Genomic DNA, 20,814 nt, shown 5'->3' on the forward strand with positions numbered 1-20,814 from the left:
ATAAAAATTTGTAGAACGTCTTACTAATTATTTTTTAGCCTTTTCCTTTTTGGTTCCGTATTTTGAACGGCTTTGTTTACGGTCTTTAACACCTGCAGTATCCAGGCTACCGCGAACAATATGGTAACGTACACCTGGTAAATCTTTCACACGACCACCGCGCACCAGCACGATTGAGTGCTCCTGCAGGTTGTGACCTTCACCGGGGATGTAGGCAATTACCTCTACTTTGTTTGTTAAACGTACTTTAGCCACTTTACGCAAAGCCGAGTTAGGCTTTTTAGGAGTGGTTGTATAAACACGGGTGCACACACCACGACGGAAAGGACAGGAGTCTAAAGCCCTGGATTTACTTTTAGCCTTAATGATTTCTCTTCCTTTTCTTACCAATTGTTGTATAGTAGGCATTCTGAACCTTTTGATTTTGGGACGGCAAAGTTAAGCGGATAAAATTTATAACCAAAAAAATCGGCTCCATTTTTCATGGATTATCCCTCCAGCCGCCAGAAATGTGCAAAATAAGTTGAAAAACAGCTGATCTCCGGGTAAAAATACCTGAAAAACATAAAAAAACAGACCCGATCCGGGTCTGTCAGGCATTTTTTTTAACCGGAACTGAGAGACCTACACCTTGAACATCCAGCCATATTTATCAGCTGCCCGGCCTTCCCGGATGGCATCCAGCCGGCTTTTGATCTCCGGTGTAACCTTCCATGTACCGGTATCGAAGGACATCACAAAATCTTTGTACTTCAGTTCGCGGATCAGCGAAACGGTGGCCGCAGTACCGGTCCCGAACACTTCCCGCAACTCCCCTGCCTTATAGGCATCCATCAGCATATCCACAGACACCGGCTTTTCTTCCACCCTCAGGCCCATTTCCTCCAGGATGGTCATAACACTGTCGCGGGTTACCCCGGCCAGGATCGTACCAGCGCTCAGTTCAGGCGTAACGGCGGTATCCCCGATCACAAAGAATACATTCATGGTGCCGATCTCCTGCACATATTTATGCTCATATACATCCGTCCACAAGACCTGGTCATACCCCTGCTTTTTTGCCTGGGCGGTAACATACATGGCTGCTGCATAATTCCCCGCAGCTTTGGCAAAACCTACCCCACCCGGCGCGGCGCGGGTATATTTCTCTTCTACATAAATACGCATGGGCGCACTGTAATAGGGGCCCGTCGGGCTCAAAATGATCATGAACTTGTATTTCTCAGAAGCCCGTACGCCGATCATCTCATCGGAAGAGAACATGAACGGACGAATATATAAAGAGTGATTCTCCTGCGCAGGGATCCAATCCTTGTCCAGCGCTATCAACTGCCGCATCCCTTCGATAAATATATCTTCCGGCACATCCGGCATTTCCATGCGGGCTGCCGACAGGTTAAAACGTTTATAATTATCATATGGCCTGAAAATATAAGCTTCTCCGGCCTCATTCTTATAGGCTTTGATGCCCTCAAAGATCGACTGGCCGTAATGAATGGCTGCCAGGGACGGACTGACCATCAGTGGCTGGTAAGGCTTTATCTCCACATTTTTCCATTCGCCATTTTCATAATCGGCTTCCAGCATGTGATCGGTAAACGTTCTTCCAAAAGGAATGTTCTCGAGCGTAATTCCGGGTAACCTGCTATGCTCAATTTTTGTAACAGGTATACTATAAGCTTCAACCATAATCAAGTATTTTTGAGCCGCAAATAAACAAATAAAGTTTGGCGCTGTCAAATATATTACTAACAACTGTTCGTAAAACAAAGGGAGCCGCTGCTTGTTATTTATTTGATTACGAACATCTTTTGAACAATGAGCTTAACTAATATAAAATTACCCGGTTTTGTTATTGCCGATCTGTACCGCAACTCGCTGATAGCGCCGGAAGGATATACAGCGGGATCCGAAGCAGGAGCAGCCGCCGTGGCAGAACCCGAACCGGTGAAAAAGGAGCCGGCGCCTGTCAACAGAGCAGCCGAACCGGAACCGGTGGCCGTAAAAACGGCCCCAGCGCCAAAACCCGCCGATCTTCCGCCTTATAAATCGCTTGGAAACAATAAGAAACAGATCAGTGTTGTCGTGAACTATCCCAACGAAGTGTTTGTGCCGGAATCTGACCTGCAGTTCCTGACGAAAATGCTGGACGCCTGTAAACTGAACATGGCCGATGTAGCCATCGTGAACCATGCCACGGCTCCGGTAGTCATTGACCGCCTGAAAACGCAGTTACAACCTGCCTTCCTCTTATTATTTGGGGTAGAACCAGACGAAATTCAACTGCCGATCAACTTTCCCTCATTTAAAGAACAACCTTATGCCGGCACTACCTACCTGTTTACACCGGCGCTTAGCCAGCTCAACCAGGAAGGCGATGCAGCCAAGGGACTGAAGAAGAAATTGTGGGAATGTTTGAAGAGAATGTTTCTTTAAAGCGGGCCATTCACCCACTAGCCACTATGCTACTGGTCACCAGACGTTCGGTTAAAATCGCAAACAAACAATGAAACTAATTTTCGCTACCAATAATCAACATAAAGTTCAGGAAATTCAGGCCGCCATTGGCAGCCAGTTAGAAGTGATCAGTCTGAAGCAGGCGGGGATCGATATCGACATTCCTGAACCGCACGACAGCCTCGAAGCGAATGCCAGCGAAAAATCACGCGCCATTCACCAGTTGACCGGATTATCGTGTTTTAGTGAAGATACCGGGCTCGAAGTAGAAGCCTTAAATGGTGAACCCGGGGTTAAAAGTGCCCGTTATGCCGGTGAGGACAAAGCTTTTGACCGGAATATTGATAAATTACTGCAGAAACTGGGCAATGAAGAGAACCGGCGGGCACGGTTCCGGACGGTGATCTCGCTTATCTGGGAAGGCAAGGAATGGCTTTTTGAGGGTATCTGTGAAGGCACTATTGCCCATGAACGAAGCGGTACCGGCGGTTTCGGCTACGATCCGGTATTTAAACCAGCCGGCAGTAACCGCAGTTTTGCGGAAATGACCATGGCAGAAAAGAATGAATGGAGCCATCGCAAAAAAGCAGCTGATAAACTTGTATTATTTTTGCAAAAAGCGGTAACAAACACACAATAGGCATAATTTTATACCTAGAACGATTTTTTGGAGCAGAAAAGCAACTATACCATTTCAGAATCCGACTTAATAAGAGGATGCATTGCCGGGGACCGGCGGATGCAGGAAGAACTGTATCACCGTTTTTCGCCCAAAATGTATGCGGTTTGTTTGCGCTATGCCAGTAATGTGGAAGATGCACAGGATCTGCTGCAGGAAGGTTTTATAAAAGTGTACAGGAATTTACACCATTTCAGGGCCGAAGGCTCCTTTGAAGGTTGGATCAGACGGGTTTTTGTGAATACTTCCATTGAACATTTTCGTAAAAAATCGACCAAACTGTCGATGGTTACCGAAAAAGAGGAAGGCACCATCGAGAATGCCGATATCTCAGCCCTTGAAAACCTGGCAGAGAAAGATATTATTAAAATTGTACAGGAATTATCCCCCGGCTACAGAGCAGTTTTCAACCTGTATGTAGTGGAGGGATATTCGCATAAAGAAATAGGTGATATGCTGGGCATTAGTGAAGGAACCAGCAAATCACAACTGGCGAGAGCCAAATCAGTTTTACAAAAAAAGATAGCCCAATATTTGAGCGATACGCAAAAATCCTACACCCGTTAATATGGCAACGAATATTAAACATACGCTGAACAATCTGGAGGTAACGCCCCCGCCGGGCGTTTGGCCCGATATTGCGGCGCGTTTAAATGCGGAATATGATGCAGACGAGATCCCCGTTGCTAAAAAGATGTATGATCTCGCTGTTATGCCTCCGCAGGGCCTATGGTCCGATATTGCGGCGCAATTAAATACCCCATTGGCAGCAGATGAATTATCAGCTGCTAAAAAGATGCAGGATCTTAGCATAGCTCCTCCTTTTAATGCCTGGGAAAACATCTCGGCCCATTTGGCGCAGCAGGCTGCCGCCAAAAAAGAAGGCCGGGTGATAGCCCTGCATTCCCGCAAAGCCATTGTGGCTGCGGCCGCCATCGTCTTGCTTACTGTTGGCGCCTGGTATTTGCTCGACCGCAACAATACTGCGGACAGGCCGCCTGTGGTAGTCAACACTACAACTCATTCATCATCTGCCGATAAAAGTACCACCGCTCAAAACAGGAAACCGGCCGCAGACACCGAGATTGGTGAAAGGCCTGTTGAACGGGTTGAACGGCTGCATCAGAAACAACTGGCAGCCCTGACCGATGGGGGCGTTTTAACCAAACGCTATGGCAACCGCCTGGGCCGCCGTACCGCTTTTTATGACTACCAGCCTATTGCTACCAGTTATGCAGGTATGGATGATGTGCAGGCCGTTGAGTTTACCGAGATCAATCCACCCGATGTGGAAGCTCCGCTCATTCGCGATGCCAACGGCCAGGTGATCCTCGATAAAAAGCTGATCACCTCTCCCGATAATTGCTATATCACCGTGACCAGTCCGAACGGCGAGCAAACCCGCATTTCTTCGAAATTCCTGCATATCATCAACACCATCAACCAGGATGTGGAACAGCAGGATTATTTTGATTTCATGATGCAGGAGAATAGCCTGTGGAAGATCCGGTTCAACGAATGGAAAGAAAAATTCCTGAACCAGACCTCTTTCGTTCCTACCCCCACCAGCTTTACCGATATTCTGGAGCTGAAGGACCTGCTGATGGCAGAAGAGTAGCTGGCGGGTTGATAAGTTGATAAAGTTAATACAGTTGATACAGGTGGTGGCGGAAAGTGCAGACTACTCAATAGTGGAGCGCCCCATTCACCATTGACCATTCACCATTGACCAATACTAACCCCATAAAGCATGGCCAGAATAAAAGTTGAATTGCCCGAACAATTTGTCTTTTCCACGACTATCCCTGTACGTATAACCGACCTCAATTATGGCAATCATGTGGGCAATGATACCATCCTGTCCATGATCCATGAAGCGCGGGTGCAATTCCTGCAACAACTTGGCTATGGTGAATTGAACCTGGCCGGCGTTGGCCTCATCATGAGCGATGTGGCTATTGAATTTAAAAGTGAGTTGTTCTATGGAGATGAAGTGATCGTTTCTGTAGCCGCCGCTGACATTTCGAAGATCTCTTTTGATCTGTATTATAAACTGGAGAAAGGTTCCGGCGATCCCATGCAGCTGGTGGCTGTGGCCAAAACCGGCATGGTCTGTTATGATTACAGCAAGAAAAAAGTGGCGGCGATCCCTGGGGAAGTGGCTGATAAGTTAAAGGGATAAAGAAAACGTTAGCGGTTGCCGGTTACCAGTTACCAGTTGCCGGTTGCCGGTTACCGGTTGCCAGTTGCCGGTTAGCAGTTACCGGTTGCGTTACCAGGTACCAGTTGCCGGTTACCGGTTAGCAGTTACCGGTTACCAGTTACCAGGTACCGGTTACCGGTTAGCAGTTACCGGTTGCCAGTTGCCTCGTTGCCTCCTTGCCTTTTGCCTCCATTAGCACATCAGCAAATCAGCACATCAGCTAATCGTTATTCCAGATTCTCCAACTCTCCTCCGCCTGAATGATCAGCATATCATGCCCATTCTTGATTGCAGCGCCCTGCTCCTCCCCTCTTTGCAGGAATAATGTTTTCGCGGGATTATACACCAGGTCGAACAAATAATGGGTAGATGTCAGCGCCTCGTAGGGCAAGGGCGGACATTCATTGATGTTGGGGTACATGCCGAGCGGACTGGTATTAATGATCAGCTGGTGGTCTTTGATCAGCGTCTCATCGATCTGATGGTAACCGATCTGGCGGCTCGTAACGGGATTGCGGGATACTTCCAGGAACTGTATGCCGAGTTTATCCAGCACATAATGCACGGCTTTGGCTGCACCGCCTGTGCCCAGCACCAGCGCCTTTTTATGAAAAGCCTGCAGCAAGGGCCTTAACGACATTTCAAAACCAACTACATCGGTATTATGGCCTGTGAGGGTTCCCTGTTCTATTTTAATGCAGTTACAGGCGCCGATCCTTTGTACAACCTCACTCTGTGCAGTAAGGAAGGGAATGACTTTCTCTTTGTAAGGGATCGTAACATTCAGGCCCTGCAGCGCAGGCTGATCCTGGATAAGCGCCGGAAATTCATCAATAGAAGCCAGCGGGAAATTCTCGTATATACAGCCGGTGATATTTTCCCGCTGGAACTTCTCTGTAAAATATTTCTGAGAAAATGAATGGCTCAAAGGATAGCCGATCAGGCCATATTTTTTCATGAGGCTGTTCTTTTAATGGATACTTCCGGAACTTAACCGCGAATCGTGAACCGGCAAAGTTACCGGCTTACCGGTTCCCGGTTACCAGGACTTTATTCGAGAATACCCGCTATATTTTGTATTTCCCCGGAACTGGTAACCGGCACCAATGACTTGTCAACCTGCCGGCTTTACTATACTCAACAAACCTATTTCACTCCATTCCCATTCAGGAACAAATTAAAGGTATCGCCCCTCAGGCCGATACGCATTGTTTCTAAAGGAATAACTTCAGTAGGCGCAATATTACCGAGGTTTACATTACAGCCCAGGAGCTCGATAAAGTACAACTGCTGCGCTTTTTGCGGTGCTTCCCATAAGATCTTTTCACCGGGGATTTGTGTGAGGATCTCCTGAACCAGGCCTTCGCGTACTTCACCGGAACCGCGGTAAATACCTACGTTACCAGCTTCGCGCGCTTCAGCGATCACGTATGAGGAACCGGCATTCAGCTCGGCCCGCATCAGTTCAATCCATTTATAAGGCGGGATAATATGTGCAGCATCTTTACTTCCTACTTCACTCAGCACGGTACCATGTTTGGCGAGCTTCTCAATATAACCGCATTTTTCAGCATGCGGAATATTGATAGAACCATCGCTTACTTCCATATAGGAAATACCATATTCTTTACAAACGCTGATATAATCATTAAACTGGTTACGGATCAGGAACGCCTCAAACAAAGTGCCTCCAAAATAAACGGGAATGTCGTACGATTGATAAACTTCAATTTTTTCGCGCAGGTTCGGTGTTACAAAAGAAGTTCCAAAGCCGAGCTTAACAATATCTATGTGCGGATGTCCAACGCTCATCATGTTTTGCGCTTCTGGAATGCTCAGGCCTTTGTCCATTACCATCGTAATACCGCTGTTGCGTGGTTTCTTAATCCTGTCGGGGATCTGTGTGAGGTTAAAATTCATTCCTTGTTTTTTTGTGCAACAATTTTTAAAGCCGCCGCAAAAATAATGGAAAACAGGTAAGAATCAATTCACAATAGACAATTGGCAATGGGCAAAAAAAATTAGCAACAGTGGTTAAAAACAAGTTAAAGTGAAGCAGGTAAACAATAAAGCCATGGAGCGGCTTTCACCAAACCATGGCGTTTAAAATTCTTGCTTTATCTATTGCTTCCTTGTTGTCTATGCTTATTGCTTCTTTTTGTGATGCGCGATCACATCGATCACCAGCGGATGGCGCAGCACGGCCGGATTGAGGTGGATCAACTTCTTCAACAACTTCGGAGAGGCATTTAATGCGGTTTCCAGTTGCAGTAATGCTTCCTTGGTTTTACCCAGGGCCAGATAGATGGCACTGAGATAATAAATGAAGATCGGCTTCGATTCGGTGATCTTTAATGCGGCTTTTGCCTGCTCTAAGGCCTCTTCATAAAATTCACCCTGGTATAAACAGCGGATAAGCGCTTCCCAGCTGGAAATATTACGCGGCCTTTGTCGTACAACATTAGAAAAATATTGAATAGCTTCCTTGTAATCGCCCAGCTGCATTTTACATTCACCCATGGCCAGGTTATATTCCGGCTGCAGGCGATGGATCTGCATAGCGCTTTCCAGTTGCTTTACGGCCATCGACCATTGCTGTTCGTTGATGTAGGTGCAGGCTATCTTGTAATAGAGTTTGCTATCGCCCTGGTTCAGGTGCGAGGCTTTGCGGTAATAGAAGCGCGCCTGTGCAAAATTCTTCATGCGATCGTAGCAGTGGCCTATGGCTTCATAGATCACATCTTCGGGGCGCGACAATTCAAGCACTTTCTCCAGTACTTCGATCGCGTCTTTGTATTTACGCAAACGGATGTACGCATCGCCCATATTGCGGTAGGCATAATCGAATTTCTCGTCGATGGCAACAGCGTACTTATAGGAATCAATTGCTTTTTCGTAGAGTTTTAAGCCCTGGTAGGCAGCCGCCAGGTTGAACCAGGCCAGCTCGCTGTAAGGGTTTTCATCGATGATGTGCTGATGCAGGGTAATGCTTTCTTCATTACGGCCGGTAAAGTCGGTCCAGAAGCAGATCTTGTACAACGCTTCCTCATTGGTAGGCTCCTGTTCCAGGATGAGCTTGAGGCAGTCGAAGATCTTATCGAACTCTTCGTAATCATCGTACACGTCGGCCAGTTCAAACAGCAATTCTATGCGTTCCTGGCCTTCGAAAAGCTGCAGGGCGTTCTGCAGCAGCTCCACTGCTTTTTCCTGCTGGTCGAGCGCCAGGTATACATCGGTCTTTAAAATGTACAGGTTAATATCGTTGCTATCGAGCAGTTCGGCATGATTCAGTATTTCGAGGGCCTCGTTATAATGACGGGTAGCAATTAAAAGATCGGCTTTTTTAATGAGCAGGGCGGAAGAATAGGGGTATTGCTCAATGCCCATTTCAGCAGCTTCCAGGGCCTGGGGCAGGTCCTCTACATCATCAAAATAGTCGATGATCTTTTCAAAGGCCTCTTCTTCGAGAAAGGAGTTGCCCCGTCCTGCTTTGAGATTCTGGAACTGCTTCACTAACTCACGAATTTCTTCATTATCCTGACGAAACGGATTTTCTCTCATTTATTTAATTAGTAGGTTAATGTAAAATAGAATTTTTAGCGATGGGTACCAATTTTAATTTTATACGGGATGTGAATAATTATTATTAATAATAAAAACCACTTATGCTATACTAACTACCGCCCGTTCTCGTATTATGCTTATCCTGTTAGCAAAGGGCAGTTAAACACTTATTTTTGAATTACAAGGGGTTATGAATAGCGATCAAAAAATTGTAAAAAAACCAACGATTTCGTTATGAAATCCGTAACATTTATGTATCTCATTCGTTAAGGGAAGTATAAACTTTAATCTGAAGGGTTAAAAAAAACTAAATTTTTTTCTATATTTTTGTAATCAATATGCAAGTGAACTCTACGCTAAAACTTAACCACATGCTTAAAAAGACCATCATCAGTTGTGCGATGATCGGGGCATTCGCGCTTGCGCTGGCCAGCAGCGGAGGTGGTGATAAAAAGAAAGCGGAGGCGCTTCGCAAACCCGATTTTACTCCTATAAGAACAACCAATGGCTTTACTTTGAAAGCCGGTCCGGCCTACTCAGGCAGCCACATCCTCAGTAGCGTACGCACCAATAACTACATTACCCACAATACCGTGGTAACGTATCAGCAAGGCAATAAGGTATTCATTTTACCTTATAAAGGCCGGGTGAATGTTTCGTGTGATCATTCCACGTATCGCAACAATCTGAACGCTTTAGATCTGAAGATCCGGTTACGTAAATAATCCCGGATCAATTACTTACGTTCATTTTTTTACTTTCCTCATAGGTCATTTCGCGGTAGCCTGATTTAGGGATGTCGAACTTTGAAGCCGGCACGGGGTTCATGTTGATTTTCGATACCGTGTATTTGATGGTCAGTTTACCCTGTACCAGTTCATATTCAAGAGGCAAACCGTTCAGGTTCTTGAACTGGTAATCGTATTCCTTGTTCTCCGGAACAATATCGGGGGTGTAGAATACGGTGAAATTAGTTCCATCAGGCAATGTAGCCACCGCCTTAATACAATTATAACCGGCAATGGTCTTATTCTCGCTGGTATTGGCAAAAGTTATCCCATCGTAGCGTTTATTGTTTTCTGCCCAATTATCATTGGTCATCCTGATCAGTAGTTTCTGCCCGCTCACTTCTTTCAACACCACCGAGGTGCCTGCTTTGGAGTCATGGATAGTAGCTGAAGAAAACAGGGCGCTGGCTATTTCAGCCCGGCTCATATTTCCTTTGATGTACATCGTTTTGGTATGCCCGTCAAGGGCATCGGCCATTTTAGGCTCTTTGCTGCCGCTGGAGATACTGGCATCATATACCAGGGTAAGCTCGCTTACCTTTCGCTGCGCACTGGCCGAAACCAGCAGGCCCATACAACTAACAAACAGTAACACAAGTCTTTTTTTCATGATCTACGGTTGTAATAATAGCAAGATGCGGACAAGGTCATAATAGTTGCTGCGTAAAATACAAAGACCAGCCAAATTTTAAAAGGTTAAAGCCTCTTTTATAGGCAAAAATGTTAAAAATGAATGCCTTGCGAAGGAAGGCAATTTCTGATTTCTGATTTCGGGATTGCGGAATTGGGGGATTTTGAGATTTCGGGATTGCGGGATTTCGGGATTGGGCGGTTTATCGGATGGTTCAATCCGGAGAAATCTCAAAATCTCAAAATCTCAAAATCTCAAAATCTCAAAATCAGAAATCAGAAATCAGCAATCCAAAAAAAAGTGAGCCCGAATCAAGAGCTCACTTTGCTATAAAAAGATTACTTCCAATCTACTTCTTCTGGCTTCTCTCCCGGGCTTTTTGGGCCTCTTGCTGGGCTGCCTGCATTTGTTCCAAACGCTCCTGCCATTTCGATTTGGACTTTGGCTTCTTACGGTTCTCCTCGATCTTCGCCAGGATCTTGTCATGGTCGATGATATAGTTCTGAATAACGAACTGTAAGATCAAAGTGATCACGTTCGACACGGTATAATACCAGGTAAGGGCCGCCGGCAATCCGTTGAACACAAATAATAAGATGAAAGGGAAAATATATGGCATGTACTTGAGCGCCGGGTTGTTCTGATCGGGCGTCATGTTCATGTTATAGATCGAGATCAGGAAGCTGGTAAGCACCGCAGTAATGGTAAACAAACTGAGGTGATTGCCCAATCCGATGATATTGAAATTCCAGCGAACGATGGCATCATATGCAGCCAGGTTATCGGCCCATAAGAAATCAACCCCGCGCAGATCGATATTCGAGTTAAAGAAACTATACAGGGCAAAGAAGATCGGGATCTGCAATAAGGCCGGGATACAACCACCCAATGGGTTCACCCCTGCTTCGCGGAACAATTTCATTTGTTCTACCCCCACCTGCTGCTGGTCGTTATTGTATTTTTCCTTTAGCTTTTCAATTTCGGGTCTTAATGCCTTCATTTTGGCGCCGCTCAGGTAACTGGTATACACCAGCGGTGAGGTGAGCAAACGGATGAATAAGGTAAGCAGGGCGATGGCAATACCCAGACTAACCCCAAACCCTTTAAAGAAGTCGAACACCGGCATCACAATATACTTGTTGATAGGGCGCACAAAAGCATACATGTCACGTCCCAGGTTCACGATCTTTTCCATTTCCGGGATCTCGTTCCTATGCTTGCGCAGGATGCCATAATCGTTCGGACCGAAATACAATTGCATGGGGAATGTGGCATTCGGTCCCAATGGTAAACGGGTTTGCAGGGTCGTTGTTACTTCTGCTATTTTGCTGGTGGTATCTTCGAGGTTCTTGACGAATTTTACTTCGCCTGAACTGAATTTGTTCTTCGAAATAATCGCCGTATTAAAGAACTGCTGCGAAACGCTTACCCATTGTACCGGCTTTTCAAAGGTCTTGGCAGATTTTGTCTGGATATAATCAAAATCATTGTCCTCATAAAAACCAACCGTGCTTTGGGTACGCTCATACTTTACATCGGTCTCCTGCTGACTGGGCTGTTGTTGCCAGATCAGGTTAAAAGCACCTTGCGTCAGCATCTGGTCGGCACCGGTTAACTGCAGGTCCCAGTCGATCAGGTAATCGTTGGGGCGGATGGTGAACTGGTGGGTGATGTTGCCCTTACCGGGAACAGGCGCCTGGTAGATCACGGTTTGACTGTTATCGGCATTACGAACGACCCTGGGCGCCATGAAATAAATATCGGCCACCTGGGCCGATGTATTGTTGCCGGCATTGATGCTGTACGACCATTTATCGAATGAGCTGTTGTTCAACAAAACCGGCTTGCCATTGATGAGCGATTTATAATTTTTGAGCTCTACCTGTTTGGGTTGACCACCTTTATTGCTAAAACTGATCTTAACTACTTCATTTTCAACAATGGTTAATTGTTCGGCACCCCGGGTGGCCAGTTGGCCGGCTACTGCAGCTGTATCAACAGCCACCGTATCAAATTTGGCCAGGGAATCCTGGATATGCTTTTGTACCCGGGCGACTGAATCTGTGTAGTGCTGCTTTTTTGCTTCCAGTTCGCGACTGTTCTTGGTGGAAATAAAAAGATATACAAACAGTAAAAGCGCTAACAACACAAAGCCAATCACCGTATTGCGGTCCATATTCATTATACTACTAGTTTAGAAGAGGTGCAAAGATAGGGATATACGGGTTTGTGGTTTATGGTTTGTTGTTTGTAGTTGCTACGCGATTTGGCGGTTTGTGGTTTATGGTTTGTTGTTTGTAGTTGCTACGCGCCTTGAACATTCCTACTGAATATCAACTTACTATATCCGCAACACCGCAGAATTAACCTTTTACACGCTACCATATACAAGTTTGTGGTTTATGGTTTGTTGTTTGTGGTTGCTCCGAGCCTTGAAGAAACTGCAATGATTATCAGCCTAATACATTCGCAAAACCATAAACTCATACCACAAACCATAAACTAAACCCTTGCCGCGCCTGCGAACCATAAACGAGAAACTATAAACCATAAACCGTTTATATTATCTCCCCTTGAAGTAAGGGATTTTTTACCGTTGTTTTTTGTTCTGAATATTCTTTCGCGGCTTTCACAAAGTTCACAAAGATCGGATGCGGATTTTCGACCGTGCTCTTTAACTCGGGGTGGTATTGAACACCGATAAAGAACGGATGTGCAGGCAGTTCCACGATCTCAACCAGCTGGTTCTCATTGTTCTTACCGCTGGCCACCATGCCGGCTTCCTGGAACTGGTTCAGGTAGCGGTTATTGAATTCCCAGCGGTGCCGGTGCCGCTCACTGATCACTTCATTGGCATAGATCTGGCGGGCCAGGCTGCCTTCGGTGGTTTCGCAGGAATAAGCGCCCAAACGCATGGTTCCCCCTTTGGAGGTGATGGCCTTTTGCTCTTCCATCAGGTCAATGACCGGATCGGGTGTATTGGCATTCATTTCCGTAGAATGGGCTTCTTTCAAACCCAGTACATTACGGGCAAACTCGATCACCGCCATTTGCATGCCCAGGCAGATCCCAAAGAAAGGCAGTTTATTTTCACGGGCGTATTTTACCGCCAGTATTTTCCCTTCTACCCCGCGGTGACCAAAACCAGGGGCTACCAGCAGGCCATCGAGATTGGCGAGCTTCTCCCCTACATTTTCAGGCGTAATGAATTCACTGTGCACATTCTGGATCTGCACCTTGCATTCATTGAGGGCGCCGGCATGTACAAAAGCTTCGAGGATGGATTTGTACGCATCCTGCAGCTCGATGTATTTACCGATCAGGCCAATGGTCACCTGGTTCTTGGGATATTTCAGCTTATCCAGGAACTCTTTCCACTTGTGCAGATCGGGTTCATGGTAATTATTGATATTGAGTTTCTTCAGACAAATAAGATCGAGCTTCTCGCGCATCATGGCCAGCGGCACTTCATAAATAGTAGGCGCATCGGCTGCTTCAATAACGGCTTCCTGTTTTACATTACAGAAGAGGGCGATCTTGCGGCGCAGATCAGGCGTCATCGTTTTTTCGGTACGGCAAACGATGATATCGGGATGTACTCCTTCCTGGCTCAGCATTTTAACACTGTGCTGGGTAGGTTTTGTCTTTAATTCCTTGGCTGCTTTCAGGTAGGGGATCAGCGTAAGGTGTACCACTACGGTATCTTCCTCGGGCAGTTCCCATTGCAACTGACGCAATGCTTCAATGAAAGGAAGGCTCTCGATGTCGCCCACGGTACCCCCCAGCTCGGTAATGATAATATCATATTCGTTGGTGGTGCCCAGCAGCAGCATGCGGCGTTTGATCTCATCGGTTATATGCGGAACCACCTGTACGGTCTTGCCCAGGTAAGCGCCTTCGCGTTCTTTATTAATGACGGTTTGATAAATACGGCCGGTAGTTACGTTGTTCGCCTGCGTAGTGAAAATATTCAGGAAGCGCTCGTAGTGGCCAAGGTCCAGATCGGTCTCAGCACCATCTTCGGTAACATAACATTCGCCATGTTCGTACGGGTTAAGCGTTCCCGGATCGACGTTGATGTACGGATCGAACTTCTGAATTGTTACCCTCAATCCCCTCGCCTGCAACAGTTTTGCTAGCGAAGCTGCAATGATCCCTTTTCCTAATGATGAAGTTACCCCACCGGTAACAAAAATATGCTTGGCCATAATAATGGTTATTTTTATTAAACGTCTCTATCTTTTTTACTGATTATCGAATCCCACTATAATTTGACCAGCGGAAACTTAAAACTCTTAATGATAGAATAATTCCGGAAGGTCGTGCAAAGTTACGGCAAATTACCGCGTGACAAAAAACCGATTTTAAGCTGTGGAAAACCAGGCCATTCTCTGTGAAATAGCTTTAAAAGCCGGTTAAGATCAATGAGTTAGAAAAGAAAAATGTGCCACGTTCTGGAAGGGTGGCACATTTGATAATAATGTTATGACAGATCAGCCTATTTAACTTTGGTAAGTGTCATCTGGTAAGGCGCGGCCGTGGCTGCTTTTTTTGCGCCGTACAACCTTTTCTCGCCTTCTGATTGCCTGTTCTTAGCAGAATGTAAAAAAACAATAGCTGCTATTTCAACGAAAAGAATAAAAAAACTGAGTCGCTCTTTCTTCATAAAGTGCTTGTGAGTTACTTGGGTACGAAATGATGAACCAAAATTTCGCGCAACAAAAGAACGAAAATTTTGCTTCATCTGCAAGCAAACATATAGCTATTTAATATATTCGTAATATTACGTATATATTACATGTTAGTTGTTACATCAACATAACTGCTATACGCTCACTGTTCCCGGACCGCCGCAAAATTAACGTTTAAACAGATACATAGAACAGCAGCTGGTTGTTTCCGTTAACTGTCCTTGGCAATTTTATCGTAGCTGGCCACAATGCCTTTAATGAGAGACGAGCTGAAACCCTGGTGCTCCATTTCGTTCAGTCCGGCAATCGTGCACCCCTTGGGGGTAGTTACTTTATCGATCTCCTGCTCCGGATGGGCGCCTTTCTTTAATAATAGTTCAGCGGCGCCTTTAACGGTTTGGGCGGCGATGAGGCTGGCAGTGGCTGCATCGAAACCAATTTCAATACCCCCCTGGATATTCGCCCGGATATAGCGCATGGCATAGGCTGTACCGCAAGCGCCGAGCACGGTAGCCGCATCCATCAGCTTTTCGTCGATCCAAACGGCCTTGCCCAGCTGATTGAACAGATCTTCAATATAAGAGATCTGTTCCGGGTTCAGATTCTGCGATCCGGCCAGGCAGGTCATGCTTTCCTGGATGGCGATGGCCGTATTGGGCATCGCCCTGATCACCGGTATTTGTGGCCCAACTGCTTTCTGCATATGGCCTACCGTGATGCCGGTGATCACTGATACCAGTACATGTTTTTCGGGATTGAACAGGGCTTTGAGCTTTCCCAGAATATCATCTACCTGGAAAGGCTTTACAGCCAGGATGATCATATCGGCAAAACGAACGGCTTCTTCATTATTGTCGCTCACCAGTACGCCCCGTTTTTCCAGGGAAGCCAGTGTTTTGATATTCCGCTTGGTGATCAAAATATGTTCGGGCAGGGTAAATCCGCTATTGATCAAACCTTCTGCTATTGCAGTTCCTAAGTTGCCTCCTCCTATTATCGCTATTTTCTTGTTCATCACTTCAGAGATTCATTTTTGTATTTACGCGTCCTGCCATTGGCGTTCAACGTTCAGCATTCGGCGTTTAGTAGTAATTGCCTTTAGCCAGGTAATTCCGCACATAATCATTCACGCCTTCTTCCAAAGAATAGAAAGCATCTGCATAACCAGCATCTTTCAGCTTTTGCATATTGGCTTCCGTAAAATACTGGTATTTGTCGCGAATGTCTTCGGGCATAGGAATGAACTCGATCACCGGTTCCTTGTCCAGCCCCCGGAAAGTGGCTTTGGCCAGGTCTTCAAAACTCCTGGCTTTACCGGTACCCAGGTTGAATAATCCATTGGCCAATTGCTCATTGCCTTTTTCATATTGTTCCATCAGCCAGTAGCAGATCTTCAGCACATCTTTTACATATACAAAATCGCGCAGCTGCTGCCCGTCTTTATATCCTTCTTTATGCGATTTGAACAGTTTCACTTTGCCCGACTGGTTGATCTGCCTGAAGGAATGCCAGATCACACTGGCCATCCGGCCTTTATGGTATTCATTGGGACCATACACATTAAAGAACTTGAGGCCGGCCCAGAAAGGCGGCTGGCTGGTTTGCTGCAGGGCCCATTTATCAAATTCATTTTTTGAAACGCCGTAGGGGTTCAATGGCTTCAACGCATACACAATGGCGTGGTCGTCGTTATAGCCCTCTTCGCCGGAACCATAGGTAGCTGCGGAAGAAGCGTACACCACCGGTACCTTATTTTCTGTACAGTAATTCCAGATCTTCTGCGAATAATCCACATTCAGGTGCTGATGCACCGAATAATCAAATTCGGTAGTATCGGTGCGGGCGCCAATATGGAAGATAAAACCGATCGAAGGTTTTTCTGCCTGCAGCCACTCGAAAAACTGCTCGCGCTCAACCTGCTGCAGGTATTGTTTGCCTTCGAGATTTTTCAATTTCTCGGGCTCGCTGAAATCGTCTACCAGGATCAGGCGCTTATATCCTTTGCTGTTCAGGAATCCGGTCAAACAACTTCCGATGAAGCCGGCGGCGCCGGTCACCACTATAATAGCATCTTTGTTCATTAGTCAATAACAGGTTTAATTCACGCGTTTGTGGTTAGTCATTTGGCGTCTGTCGTTGCTGCCGCACTTCGAGAAGCGATTACGGCGGCCTGTCAGCAATTGGTTATACTGGTTGAACCGGGACAAAACCAAACCATAAACCACAAACTATTATAATGCGCTTAAAGCGTGTTCGCTTTCGTGACCGGCCAGTAAATTTTCGATAGCCGTATCATATTTTTCTTTCCAGGATTGAATGGTGCCCCAATCGCTGCCATCAATGATAACGACGCCACTGGTAACCTGTCCCAGTTCTTCGTATGGATGATTGCCTACCACTTTTTTGAAGGCATCTACTTTATCGGCTTTCACACTCACTACCACCCGGCTTTGCGCTTCACCAAACCAGTACGCATCCTTGCGGATATCGGCTTTGGCCGCTTTTACATCAACGCCCAGGTTGCGGTTGAAGCCCGATTCCAGCAGGGTCACAAACAAACCACCTTCACTGGTATCATGGGCCGAAACAATAACCCCGGCTTTGATAAGCTCAGCGATCTTGTTTTGCAGGGTTGCTTCTTCTTCCAGGTCGAAATGCGGGGCCGGACTGAACTCTACATTCCTGATCTTATGTAAATATTCTGAAGAATTGATATCGTTGCGGCTGGTACCGATCAGGAATAAGCGGTCGCCTGCTGCTTTGAGATCCATTGTCATTTTATCATTCACACTATCCAGCAAACCCACCATTCCAATGGTTGGTGTGGGATATACCGCACCATCCGGGTTCTGGTTATAGAAACTTACGTTACCGCCGGTTACCGGAGTATCGAATTTCTTACAGGCTTCGCTCATACCCTTTATGGCATGCACGAACTGGTAATAGACCTGCGGATCATAAGGATTACCGAAGTTCAAACAGTTGGTGATACCTAAAGGTTGACCGCCACTGCATACGATATTGCGGGCGGCTTCTGCCACCGCGATCATGCCGCCGGTGAACGGATCGGCATACACATAGCGGCTATTGCAATCTGTTGTAAGGGCCAGTCCTTTATTGGTAGGCTTGGCAATCACTACGGCAGCATCAGAAGGGGTATTGGTAGTGGCCGTACCGGCGCCTACCATACTATCGTATTGCACATATACCCAACGTTTATTGGCGATATTGGGAATCGTGATCAGTTGTTCAGCCACGGCTTTCAGATCGGCCGGCACATCGATGCTATCGGCTTTGAATGCTTTTATCTTTTCAAAATAAGCGGGCTCTTTGTATTCGCGGGTATATTGCGGCGCACCACCACCCAGTACCAGATCATTCGCAGGCAATTCAGCTTCCAGCACGCCATACATATAAAAATGCAGGATGCCATCATCGGTCACTTCCCCGATCTCGGAACAGGGCAGGTCCCATTTATCGAATACCCGTTGCACTTCACTTTCACGGCCTTTTTCCACCACCATCAGCATCCGCTCCTGGCTTTCGCTCAGCAGCAGCTCCCAGGCCTTCATATTTTTTTGACGGGTAGGTACTTTTTCGAGATCGATGCGCATGCCTACTTCGCCTTTGGCGCTCATTTCAGCGGTAGAACAGATGATACCGGCGGCACCCATATCCTGCATGCCTACTACAGCCCCGGTCTTGATCACTTCCAGGCAGGCTTCCAGCAATTTCTTTTCCTGGAAGGGGTCGCCCACCTGTACGGCAGGCAATTCTTCCGCACTTTCAGCGGTGATATCGGCCGAAGCAAATGAAGCACCGCCAATACCGTCTTTACCAGTGGCAGAACCCACAAAGAATACGGGGTTGCCGATGCCTTTGGCGGTAGCCGAAATGGTTTCGCCATTTTTTACAATACCCACGCTCATGGCGTTCACGAGGGGGTTGGTATGATAACATTGTTCAAAGTAAATTTCGCCGCCCACGGTAGGAACACCAAAGCAGTTGCCGTAGTGGCCAATACCATGTACTACCCCGGCCAGCAGGTGCTGGGTCTTGGCTTCTTTCAGATTGCCAAAACGAAGGGAGTTGAGTGAGGCAATGGGGCGTGCGCCCATCGTAAATATATCGCGGTGAATACCCCCTACCCCGGTAGCGGCGCCCTGGAAGGGTTCAATAGCGGAGGGGTGGTTATGAGATTCTATTTTAAATACAACGCCATAGCCGTCGCCGATATCCATTAAACCTGCATTTTCTTCACCGGCCTTTACCAGCATTTTTTTGCCTTCGCGGGGCAGGGTTTTCAACCATTTGATGGAGTTCTTGTAACTGCAATGTTCACTCCACATACCGCTGAAGGCGCACAATTCGGTAAAATTGGGCGTACGGCCAAGTTTTTGTTTTATCAACTCGAATTCTTCTTCGGTAAGTCGTAATTGTTTAGCCGTTTTTACTGTTACTTCCATAATTTGATGTAAGTAGCGAGCAGCAAATGCGGGTAGCCTGGAGGCGTTCTAAATGCCTGCTAGCCACCAGCCCCGCCCGGACGACGTTCAGTCGGGCGGGCATTTACCACTAGCCTGAATTTAAAGAAAGCGCAAAAGTACAAACAGTATGTCATCTAATTGATAAATTTATCCCGATTTAGCAGCTCATGATCATTGCTTTGTGCATAACGGAAAACCCTTTTTGCCTGAAACAGAGGCCTGTATCCGTTTCTTTTCCGGCTGCCAGATCAGCTGGGAAGGTGCGGGTCGGAAGGGACGAGTGGGTCATTTACCACCAGCTGTTCTCCACCGGCTTTTCTTAACTTAGCCGCCATGACCATCCGTTTCATTCACCCGCATAAGGCATTTCTGCCCGAGCTCATAGCTTATATTGATTTCTTTTCATCTTACGGAATTACCACCAAAGTGGTTAGTCCGGCCGAATTGACGACAACGGATGGGGACGTGGAATGGCATTTTATGGGGCAGCATCTGCGCCGCCGTAAAAATGTGATCACGATCCATGAATATGCTTCTGCATCGGTTCCACCCCTGAGTGTATTAAAAGACAGCATCAAGAAACTGATCAATGCCAAACCGGATTATCGCATATTCAACAACGACTATGTACAGCAACAGTTCCAAACGAATGACGATATTCCTTTTGGTATCCGCAACTACGGCATTCCGCCCGGTACGGCGCACCTCCTGCCAGGTATTCAAAAGCAATATGATTTTGTATATGTAGGCACAGTAGATAAAGGCAGAAAGCTGGAATTGTTATTCGACTGTTTTGCCAAAGGAGCATTAAAAGAACGCAGCCTGCTGGTGCTTTCGCGGGTGTATGATTCACTGAGCGCCACCTATGAAGGCGCCGCCAATATCACGTTTAAGGGACCAATTCCTTACAATGAAGTGTATTTTCACATCCAACAGGCACGCTTTGGAATTAATTATATGCCTGATATTCTTCCCTACAATCAGCAGACATCTGCCAAATTCCTCGATTATGCCGCCTGCCGCCTGCCCATTATTACCACCGATTATGCCTGGGTGCGCCAGTTTCAAAAAAATTATGGGGGCAATTACTTTTACCTGCAGCCTCGCCTGAACAACTTTACCTGGGAGAACATCAGCCATTTCCGCTATGCCAATCCTGACCTCAGCAGCTGGACCTGGGAGCAACAGATCCGGAACTCGGGGATCCTTTCATTCCTGGAGAGTAAATTTATGGGATTGAAGTTCTGAGTACTTTAAGAGTTCGCGGTTTGCAGTTGGCAGTTCACAGTTGGCAGTTCACAGTTCGCGGTTTGC

At 46.6% G+C, this 20,814-nt stretch carries 19 protein-coding genes; 7 read left to right on the plus strand and 12 right to left on the minus strand.

Translation table 11 applies throughout. The features are described from left to right. Positions 1 to 27: 27 nt before the first annotated feature. Together rpsL and JT717_RS21685 are read right to left on the minus strand one after the other, a co-directional pair. Positions 28 to 408 (minus strand): 30S ribosomal protein S12, encoded by a 381-nt coding sequence (rpsL, locus tag JT717_RS21680; RefSeq protein WP_014220863.1) that lies wholly within the window; start codon positions 406 to 408, stop codon positions 28 to 30. Between the two features lie 216 nt (positions 409 to 624). Next, positions 625 to 1,689 (minus strand): branched-chain amino acid aminotransferase, encoded by a 1,065-nt coding sequence (locus JT717_RS21685; RefSeq protein WP_205513133.1) that lies wholly within the window; start codon positions 1,687 to 1,689, stop codon positions 625 to 627. Between the two features lie 129 nt (positions 1,690 to 1,818). Here JT717_RS21685 and JT717_RS21690 point away from each other — a divergent pair, with 129 nt between their 5' ends. From JT717_RS21690 to JT717_RS21710, 5 genes are all read left to right on the plus strand, one after another. Further along, positions 1,819 to 2,436, plus strand: coding sequence for a hypothetical protein (locus JT717_RS21690; protein ID WP_205513134.1), 618 nt, complete (start codon positions 1,819 to 1,821; stop codon positions 2,434 to 2,436). A gap of 70 nt (positions 2,437 to 2,506) precedes the next feature. After that, a complete protein-coding gene (gene rdgB, locus JT717_RS21695) occupies positions 2,507 to 3,097 on the plus strand; it encodes an RdgB/HAM1 family non-canonical purine NTP pyrophosphatase (protein ID WP_205513135.1) in 591 nt (196 codons plus the stop codon). 27 nt (positions 3,098 to 3,124) lie between these two features. Continuing rightward, a complete protein-coding gene (locus tag JT717_RS21700) occupies positions 3,125 to 3,703 on the plus strand; it encodes an RNA polymerase sigma factor (protein ID WP_205513136.1) in 579 nt (192 codons plus the stop codon). A gap of 1 nt (position 3,704) precedes the next feature. Further along, positions 3,705 to 4,754, plus strand: a complete 1,050-nt coding sequence (locus JT717_RS21705) for a hypothetical protein (RefSeq protein WP_205513137.1) — start codon at positions 3,705 to 3,707, stop codon at positions 4,752 to 4,754. Positions 4,755 to 4,886: 132 nt separating this feature from the next. Beyond that, positions 4,887 to 5,318: an acyl-CoA thioesterase gene (locus tag JT717_RS21710; protein WP_205513138.1), complete on the plus strand. Its 432-nt coding sequence runs from the start codon at positions 4,887 to 4,889 to the stop codon at positions 5,316 to 5,318. 241 nt (positions 5,319 to 5,559) lie between these two features. On the opposite strand, the gene JT717_RS21715 is transcribed toward JT717_RS21710, so the two are convergent. From JT717_RS21715 to JT717_RS21725, 3 genes are all read right to left on the minus strand, one after another. Then, on the minus strand, positions 5,560 to 6,297 hold the full coding sequence (locus JT717_RS21715; RefSeq protein ID WP_205513139.1) for a shikimate dehydrogenase family protein: 738 nt from the start codon (positions 6,295 to 6,297) through the stop codon (positions 5,560 to 5,562). Positions 6,298 to 6,485: 188 nt separating this feature from the next. Beyond that, a complete protein-coding gene (locus tag JT717_RS21720) occupies positions 6,486 to 7,259 on the minus strand; it encodes a phosphosulfolactate synthase (protein WP_205513140.1) in 774 nt (257 codons plus the stop codon). A 225-nt stretch (positions 7,260 to 7,484) separates the two neighbouring features. Then, positions 7,485 to 8,900, minus strand: a complete 1,416-nt coding sequence (locus tag JT717_RS21725) for a tetratricopeptide repeat protein (protein ID WP_205513141.1) — start codon at positions 8,898 to 8,900, stop codon at positions 7,485 to 7,487. Between the two features lie 374 nt (positions 8,901 to 9,274). On the opposite strand from JT717_RS21725, the gene JT717_RS21730 reads away from it, so the two are divergent. Next, the gene (locus JT717_RS21730) at positions 9,275 to 9,628 is read left to right on the plus strand and encodes a hypothetical protein (protein WP_205513142.1); all 354 of its coding nucleotides are present in this window, start codon (positions 9,275 to 9,277) and stop codon (positions 9,626 to 9,628) included. Positions 9,629 to 9,635: 7 nt separating this feature from the next. On the opposite strand, the gene JT717_RS21735 is transcribed toward JT717_RS21730, so the two are convergent. The 7 genes from JT717_RS21735 to purL all read right to left on the minus strand — a co-directional run bounded on the left by JT717_RS21735 (position 9,636) and on the right by purL (position 19,479). After that, on the minus strand, positions 9,636 to 10,301 hold the full coding sequence (locus JT717_RS21735; RefSeq protein ID WP_205513143.1) for a hypothetical protein: 666 nt from the start codon (positions 10,299 to 10,301) through the stop codon (positions 9,636 to 9,638). Positions 10,302 to 10,671: 370 nt separating this feature from the next. Further along, on the minus strand, positions 10,672 to 12,498 hold the full coding sequence (gene yidC, locus JT717_RS21740) for a membrane protein insertase YidC (RefSeq protein WP_240348343.1): 1,827 nt from the start codon (positions 12,496 to 12,498) through the stop codon (positions 10,672 to 10,674). A 382-nt stretch (positions 12,499 to 12,880) separates the two neighbouring features. Then, positions 12,881 to 14,530, minus strand: a complete 1,650-nt coding sequence (gene pyrG / locus JT717_RS21745) for a CTP synthase (RefSeq protein WP_205513145.1) — start codon at positions 14,528 to 14,530, stop codon at positions 12,881 to 12,883. Between the two features lie 290 nt (positions 14,531 to 14,820). Next, positions 14,821 to 14,988: a hypothetical protein gene (locus JT717_RS21750; protein ID WP_205513146.1), complete on the minus strand. Its 168-nt coding sequence runs from the start codon at positions 14,986 to 14,988 to the stop codon at positions 14,821 to 14,823. 236 nt (positions 14,989 to 15,224) lie between these two features. After that, positions 15,225 to 16,028: a pyrroline-5-carboxylate reductase gene (proC, locus tag JT717_RS21755; RefSeq protein WP_205513147.1), complete on the minus strand. Its 804-nt coding sequence runs from the start codon at positions 16,026 to 16,028 to the stop codon at positions 15,225 to 15,227. Between the two features lie 67 nt (positions 16,029 to 16,095). Then, on the minus strand, positions 16,096 to 17,094 hold the full coding sequence (rfaD, locus tag JT717_RS21760; RefSeq protein WP_205513148.1) for an ADP-glyceromanno-heptose 6-epimerase: 999 nt from the start codon (positions 17,092 to 17,094) through the stop codon (positions 16,096 to 16,098). A gap of 150 nt (positions 17,095 to 17,244) precedes the next feature. Then, positions 17,245 to 19,479, minus strand: coding sequence for a phosphoribosylformylglycinamidine synthase subunit PurL (gene purL, locus JT717_RS21765; protein ID WP_205513149.1), 2,235 nt, complete (start codon positions 19,477 to 19,479; stop codon positions 17,245 to 17,247). A 354-nt stretch (positions 19,480 to 19,833) separates the two neighbouring features. Here purL and JT717_RS21770 point away from each other — a divergent pair, with 354 nt between their 5' ends. Next, entirely contained in the window at positions 19,834 to 20,748 is a 915-nt protein-coding gene (locus JT717_RS21770; RefSeq protein ID WP_205513150.1) for a glycosyltransferase family protein, read from the plus strand. The last annotated feature ends 66 nt before the right edge of the window (positions 20,749 to 20,814 follow it).

This window comes from Longitalea arenae, assembly GCF_016924755.1.
GTDB lineage: Bacteria > Bacteroidota > Bacteroidia > Chitinophagales > Chitinophagaceae > Niastella > Niastella arenae.